We start from the raw sequence: 5,468 nt of genomic DNA on the forward strand, positions 1-5,468 counted from the left end.
AGGGCGGGGCTGCCGCCGAGAATGCCCTCCCTTCCTTCGATCCCGCCTTCCTTGGCGGAAGGCAAGCACGGGTTCGCAACAGATCTTTTTCCCGCCAGTGCTCCCTCTTTCATCACCCTCCCGTCCGGGCTCCGTTAATCAAAGTAAATTCATCCACCTATTGAAAAGTGAAGGGGGGCAAGCCGGAAAAATCCCTTGACATAACCCAAGGTCCCGTTATTATTTCTAAGCAGGTTTTACAATTAGAATAAATTCCTTTGTCATGATCTCCGTCATCTCTATGGCTGAGTAAAAAGGCATTGGGGAGGGCCTGGCCATGAACGAGTGGAAAAAAACCTCGTGTATCCTTTGTTTTAATAACTGTGGCCTCGAGGTTATTACCGAGGGCAGCAAGATATTGAAAGTTAGGTCCGATAAGGAGAATCCCCGCTCTCAGGGATACCTGTGCCGGAAAGGTGCGAACATCGCTTATTTCCAGAATAACCCGGAACGGTTGAAGTTTCCTCTGAAACGTGCTGGAGATCGCTGGGAGCGTGTTTCCTGGGATCGTGCGCTCGATGAAATTGCCGGTAGGCTAAGGGAGATCGTGAAAACCTATGGGCCAAGGTCTTTAGCTTACATGGGAGGTGGTGGTCAGGGTTGCCATTTTGAAGCAGCTTTTGGCGTACGTTTTCTGCATGGGTTGGGATCGAAAAATCATTACAGCCCCTTGGCCCAGGAACTTACCGGCCTTTTCTGGGTTATGGGTAAGGCTTTCGGCCGACAATACCTGCATCCCTTCCCGGACATTCATGGTTCGGACTTTCTCGTTTTCTGGGGGGCCAATCCCATGGTCAGTCATGACATCCCCCGCGCCCCTCTAACCTTAAGGGACAAGAAAAAAGAACCAGGTTCTCTTATAGCCGTAGTAGACCCGCGGAAGACGGAGACTGCCAAGCTGGCTGACATCCACCTGCAGCTAAGGCCCGGGACAGACGCCTTGCTTTTTAAAGCGATGATCAAGATCCTGTTGCATGAAGAGCTCGTGAATAAGGAATATTTGGCAGCAAAGGTCAACGGCTTCGAGGCCATCCGGGGATGGTTTGATGATGTGGATGTGGATGAAAATTGTCGGGTTTGTGGCCTGGATTCCGATGCTGTCCGCAAGTTCACCCGGCTGTTTGCTACCCGCAAAACTGCCATGCGCAGCGACCTGGGCATCCTAATGGGGCGCCACAGCACCTTGAATTCCTATCTGGAATTGATCTTGCTTACGCTGGCCGGACGCATCGGGGTTCCAGGAGGGAATGTGTTTTTAGGCCACCTGATGCCGATGGGATCTCACACCCCCGAGGACGACCCCGGGACCTGGAAAACCGTAATCACAGACATTCCCTTGATCATGGGCGTTTTTCCGCCCAATGTTCTGCCGGAAGAAATCGATAATGACCACCCCCAGCGCATCCGCGCCCTAATCGTCAGCGGCTCCAACCCATTACGTTCCTATGCTGACACCGCCGCCTATGAGAAGGCCTTTGCCAAGCTGGACTTGTTAGTAACAATTGAAGTGGCTATGAGTGAGACGGCGGTTCTTTCTCATTTTGTCCTGCCAGCCAAGTCCGGCTACGAGAAATGGGACGGTACCTTTTTCCAGGGGAATTACCCGGAGTATTACTTCGACATGCGCCGACCGGTGGTACCGGCAGATGGAGAACAGGCAGAGGAAGCCAATATTTTCATTGGCCTGGCAGAAAGGCTGGGCATGATTCCAGATTACCCTGCAAAGCTTAGGGATCAGGCCCGGGACCGGGCGAGCTACGGGGTAGCGCTTATGGAATATATCCGGACCAACCCTAAGGCGACGCCCTGGGTGCCCTATATTCTGGCCAAGACCTTGGGTGAAGAGTTAGGTTCAAAAAACCTGGCTGCGCTCTGGGGGCTGCTCGCGCGTTTCCCCCTGATGCATCCCGAAGATGTCGGCCGCGCTGGATACAAGGTGGGGCCCTTCACGGGCGAAGAAGTATTCAGCAAGATTCTAAATACACCCGGTGGAGTTAAAATCGGCGTGGTGGACACGCAGAACAATCTTTCTGCCCTGAAGACCCCGGATAAAAAAATCCATATCCACTTCCCCGAGATGGAATCATGGGTGAAGGAAGTAAAACCGGCGGCCGAGGAAGTGGCGCTTATAAATAAAGAGTATCCCCTGATTCTTATGGCCGGAAACCACATGGAGATGGTGGCCAACACCATCATGCGTGATCCGGCCTGGAATGAGTCGAAAAGAGCCTGCACCCTGCGTATACACCCGGCCGACGCGGCAGAGATCGGGATTAGGGATGGAGAAGCAGCCGTAATCGAGACCGAGGCTGGCGCGGTCACTGTTGAAGTTGAGATTACCGACACTTCATACCGGGGGCAGGTGGTCATTCCCCACGGCTTCGGCCTCGCCCACCTGGAAAAAGTGTACGGAGTCAACGTAAACCGGCTGGCCTCGGCCAAACACCGGGACCGCCTGGCAGCAACGCCATTGCACCGTTATATCCCTTGCCGGGTGCGCAAGGCATAAAGACAGCCTTTTGCCACAGAGGTCCCAGAGAACACAGAGATTAAGAAAAATAAATATTAAGATTTTCTTGCGCTTTGGTCTTTCGTTTTACATTATGATATTTGGATTTTTTAGTTCAATCTCTGTGACCTCTGTGTGCTCTGTGGCAAAAAATTTTTAGGATTTTGAGGAGGCTCTAATATTCATGACCTTTTTTCTCTTAATCTTTGCCTATCTTTTGGGTTCGGTTCCTACCGGCGTGATCCTGGCCAAGGCTTTCAGCGATGTGGACCCCCGCACGCAGGGCAGCCGAAACATCGGGGCCACCAATGTGTTCCGCACGGCTGGGAAAAAATTGGGTGCTATCACCCTGTTGGGAGACATTTTAAAAGGCTTCATCCCGGTAGCGATCGCCAGAGGCTCTATCGATTCTTACTTCTGGGTGGGTGCCGTGGCCCTGATGGCTTTTCTCGGCCACCTCTACCCCATTTTTCTGAAATTCAAAGGGGGTAAGGGAATCGCCACGGGACTGGGTGCTTTTTTGGCCCTGGCTCCTCTGTCGGCTATTTCATCCTGCTTAATCTTTGCCGCGGTCGTTTACAGATGGCGCTATATTTCTTTGGGCTCATTATCGGCAACGGCTGCCTTTCCTATCTTCCTCGCCTTGCTCAACCCCCATCGAGCCTATATTCCCTTTGCCCTCGCTATCGGAGCTCTTATCTTTTACCGTCACCGTGAAAATATCGAACGTCTGCTGGCAGGAAAGGAATCAAAATTCGGCGAAAAAAAAGCGATCAAGCCCGAGGATTGAATTAACAAGATGGCCCCTTTCCCTTCCCAGCCCGAAAAAATTTTAATCATCCATTCCGGCGGGATTGGTGATTTGCTGTTGGCCCTGCCGGCCATGCGCCTTTTTCGCCGAACCTTTCCCCATTCCATCCTGGCACTCCTGGGGAGGCCGGAAAGGTTGTCCCTGACTGCTTTTGACCTTCAGGCAAAATCCCTTCCTTCGATCGATCAAGCCGGGATGGCCTATTTTTATGTCGCCGGGGGAACTCTTCCCTCGAGTCTTTCTGCCTTTTTTTCTTCCTGCCCTGTGATTTTGGTTTTTGGAAAATCGAGGGGAAATGCCCTCGCCGAGAATTTGCAAAAGGCCGGGGCGGGGCGGGTGATTCTCATCCCTTCGTTTCCCCCGGAAGGTCTGAAGGTTCATGCCGCCGATTATCTGGTTGATTCCCTGAAAGCTTCGGGATTCGAGGGAGAAAATTCATTCTCTCCGCTTCGCCTCCCGGAAGATGCCATGAGCTTTGCCAGAGGTTTCTTAGGTACCTTGGGATTGAAGGAAGGAGACCGGGTTTTAGCTATCCACTCTGGGAGTGGTAGCCCAGCGAAGAACTGGAGTCCCGGAAATTTTGCCCGGGTTGCGGATGGAGTCAGCGAGCGGGCCAAAGTTCTCCTAATCTCCGGGCCCGCGACCGATGGAGTTGAAGAAGTAAGAAGAGCTTTGAAGAAAGCAGACTCCTTCGTCGCGGATAATCTGCCGTTGATTCAATTGGCAGCCGTGCTCAAATTAAGCACGGCTTATCTAGGGAACGACTCGGGGATCACTCACCTGGCGGCGGCATTGGGGGTACCCACGGTGGCGATTTTCGGTCCTACCGATCCGGCTATCTGGGGCCCGCGGGGGCCGGGGGTTCGGCTTCTTTACGATAGATCTTCTTGCTCCCCCTGTTCTTCTGAAGCCCGATCGGCATGCTCTCGCCAATGCCTGGAAAGGATTGATCCGGATCGGGTGATCGAGCTCCTATCCCTCTTTTTTAAATAAATCTCCAGCTTCGAACAAGTCGCACCTTCTTTTTTCCTGAACTGTTATGCAAATTCACACTTGATTTTATCAAAATTAGGTGGTAATATTCCTATTATAAAAGCCTTAAAAGGAGTAACCATGCCAATCATAAAATCCATTTCGAGCCTGCGCAATCAAACGAGAGACATTGCTTCTCTATGTCATGAACAAGACGAGCCTGTTTATCTGACTACCAATGGCGAAGGTGACCTCGTTGTCATGAGCATCGAACATTACGAAAGACTCAAAGCAAGGGTCGAGCTTTTCGGAAAGCTTGCCGTTGCCCAGGCTCAGGCTGCGGCTGGAGAAAAAGGGTTTACCCATACTCAAGTAATGAAAAAACTTCGGCAGCGCTTGCATGGCAAATAATTACATCCTCCGTTACCTTCCTGTTGCCGTTGACGACCTTATCTCCATCTTCGACTGGATTGCAAGCGACAGTCCATCTAATGCCGCAGCTTTTGTCGACAAGCTCGATCAGCGCCTTGGCAACCTTGAAACTCATCCCTTTCTGGGTCGAATACCAAAAGACGATAAGCTTAAAATCTCAGGTTATCGTGTCCTCGTTATTGAATCCTACCTTGTTTTCTACATCATTCGTGGCAAAACGGTTGAGATTCATCGTGTTGTTCATGGCTCACGCAATTTAGACGATATTGTATAATCCTTTGGTTTTCCTATTGGAAGCACATTGCAGATAACGGAGACAAATTCTTTTAGTCCCAGCAGTAAAGAGTGAATTAGATAATAGGCGGTGTCAATATCTTCCAGGGCGATTTTCAGTTGGTCGATTCCGAGCGCATCCGCCACTACGATCTCTGCCTCCGGCCAAAGGTCTTGGTAGACAGGAGATGCTGCCCGGACCATAACTCTAACCCTGTACCCACGGGCCAATAGTTCAGGAACCAGTCGCCCGCCGATATAGCCGGAAGCGCCCGTCACTAAAACCTTACCAATACCCGACTGCGGTTTGGACGGCAGATCGTGGCAAAAGAGGTTTTCGTTTTCCCACGCTTGCCTGGATGACTTGTGGCCAATGGAATGATTTGACATCAATTTCTTTCTGGCTTCTTTACTTCCTGCTGCCTAAAGAAG

Annotated in this window: 6 protein-coding genes; 5 read left to right on the forward strand and 1 reads right to left on the reverse strand. The window is 51.4% G+C overall.

Features of this window, described 5'->3' with window-relative positions; translation table 11 throughout:
* Positions 1-316 precede the first annotated feature (316 nt).
* From Q7V48_14270 to Q7V48_14290, 5 genes are all read left to right on the forward strand, one after another.
* Positions 317-2,548, forward strand: coding sequence for a molybdopterin-dependent oxidoreductase (locus Q7V48_14270; protein MDO9211893.1), 2,232 nt, complete (start codon positions 317-319; stop codon positions 2,546-2,548).
* Between the two features lie 184 nt (positions 2,549-2,732).
* Positions 2,733-3,338: a glycerol-3-phosphate 1-O-acyltransferase PlsY gene (plsY, locus tag Q7V48_14275; protein ID MDO9211894.1), complete on the forward strand. Its 606-nt coding sequence runs from the start codon at positions 2,733-2,735 to the stop codon at positions 3,336-3,338.
* Positions 3,339-3,347: 9 nt separating this feature from the next.
* The gene (locus Q7V48_14280) at positions 3,348-4,352 is read left to right on the forward strand and encodes a glycosyltransferase family 9 protein (protein MDO9211895.1); all 1,005 of its coding nucleotides are present in this window, start codon (positions 3,348-3,350) and stop codon (positions 4,350-4,352) included.
* Positions 4,353-4,472: 120 nt separating this feature from the next.
* Positions 4,473-4,742: a type II toxin-antitoxin system prevent-host-death family antitoxin gene (locus Q7V48_14285; GenBank protein MDO9211896.1), complete on the forward strand. Its 270-nt coding sequence runs from the start codon at positions 4,473-4,475 to the stop codon at positions 4,740-4,742.
* Positions 4,732-5,037, forward strand: a complete 306-nt coding sequence (locus tag Q7V48_14290) for a type II toxin-antitoxin system RelE/ParE family toxin (GenBank protein ID MDO9211897.1) — start codon at positions 4,732-4,734, stop codon at positions 5,035-5,037. The genes Q7V48_14285 and Q7V48_14290 overlap by 11 nt, the downstream gene beginning before the upstream one ends.
* Here Q7V48_14290 and Q7V48_14295 read toward each other — a convergent pair.
* Complete coding sequence (locus Q7V48_14295) at positions 5,004-5,426, reverse strand: NAD(P)H-binding protein (GenBank protein MDO9211898.1); 423 nt, start codon at positions 5,424-5,426, stop codon at positions 5,004-5,006. The two genes, Q7V48_14290 and Q7V48_14295, sit on opposite strands and share 34 nt — an antisense overlap.
* Positions 5,427-5,468 lie beyond the last annotated feature (42 nt).

The organism is Deltaproteobacteria bacterium, from assembly GCA_030654105.1.
Taxonomy (GTDB): domain Bacteria; phylum Desulfobacterota; class SM23-61; order SM23-61; family SM23-61; genus JAHJQK01.

Coding starts and splice junctions, on each gene's coding strand:
- Q7V48_14270 (MDO9211893.1), top strand. CDS start 317: ATGAACGAGTGGAAAAAAACCTCGTGTATCCTTTGTTTTAATAACTGT.
- plsY (MDO9211894.1), top strand. CDS start 2,733: ATGACCTTTTTTCTCTTAATCTTTGCCTATCTTTTGGGTTCGGTTCCT.
- Q7V48_14280 (MDO9211895.1), top strand. CDS start 3,348: ATGGCCCCTTTCCCTTCCCAGCCCGAAAAAATTTTAATCATCCATTCC.
- Q7V48_14285 (MDO9211896.1), top strand. CDS start 4,473: ATGCCAATCATAAAATCCATTTCGAGCCTGCGCAATCAAACGAGAGAC.
- Q7V48_14290 (MDO9211897.1), top strand. CDS start 4,732: ATGGCAAATAATTACATCCTCCGTTACCTTCCTGTTGCCGTTGACGAC.
- Q7V48_14295 (MDO9211898.1), bottom strand. CDS start 5,426: ATGTCAAATCATTCCATTGGCCACAAGTCATCCAGGCAAGCGTGGGAA.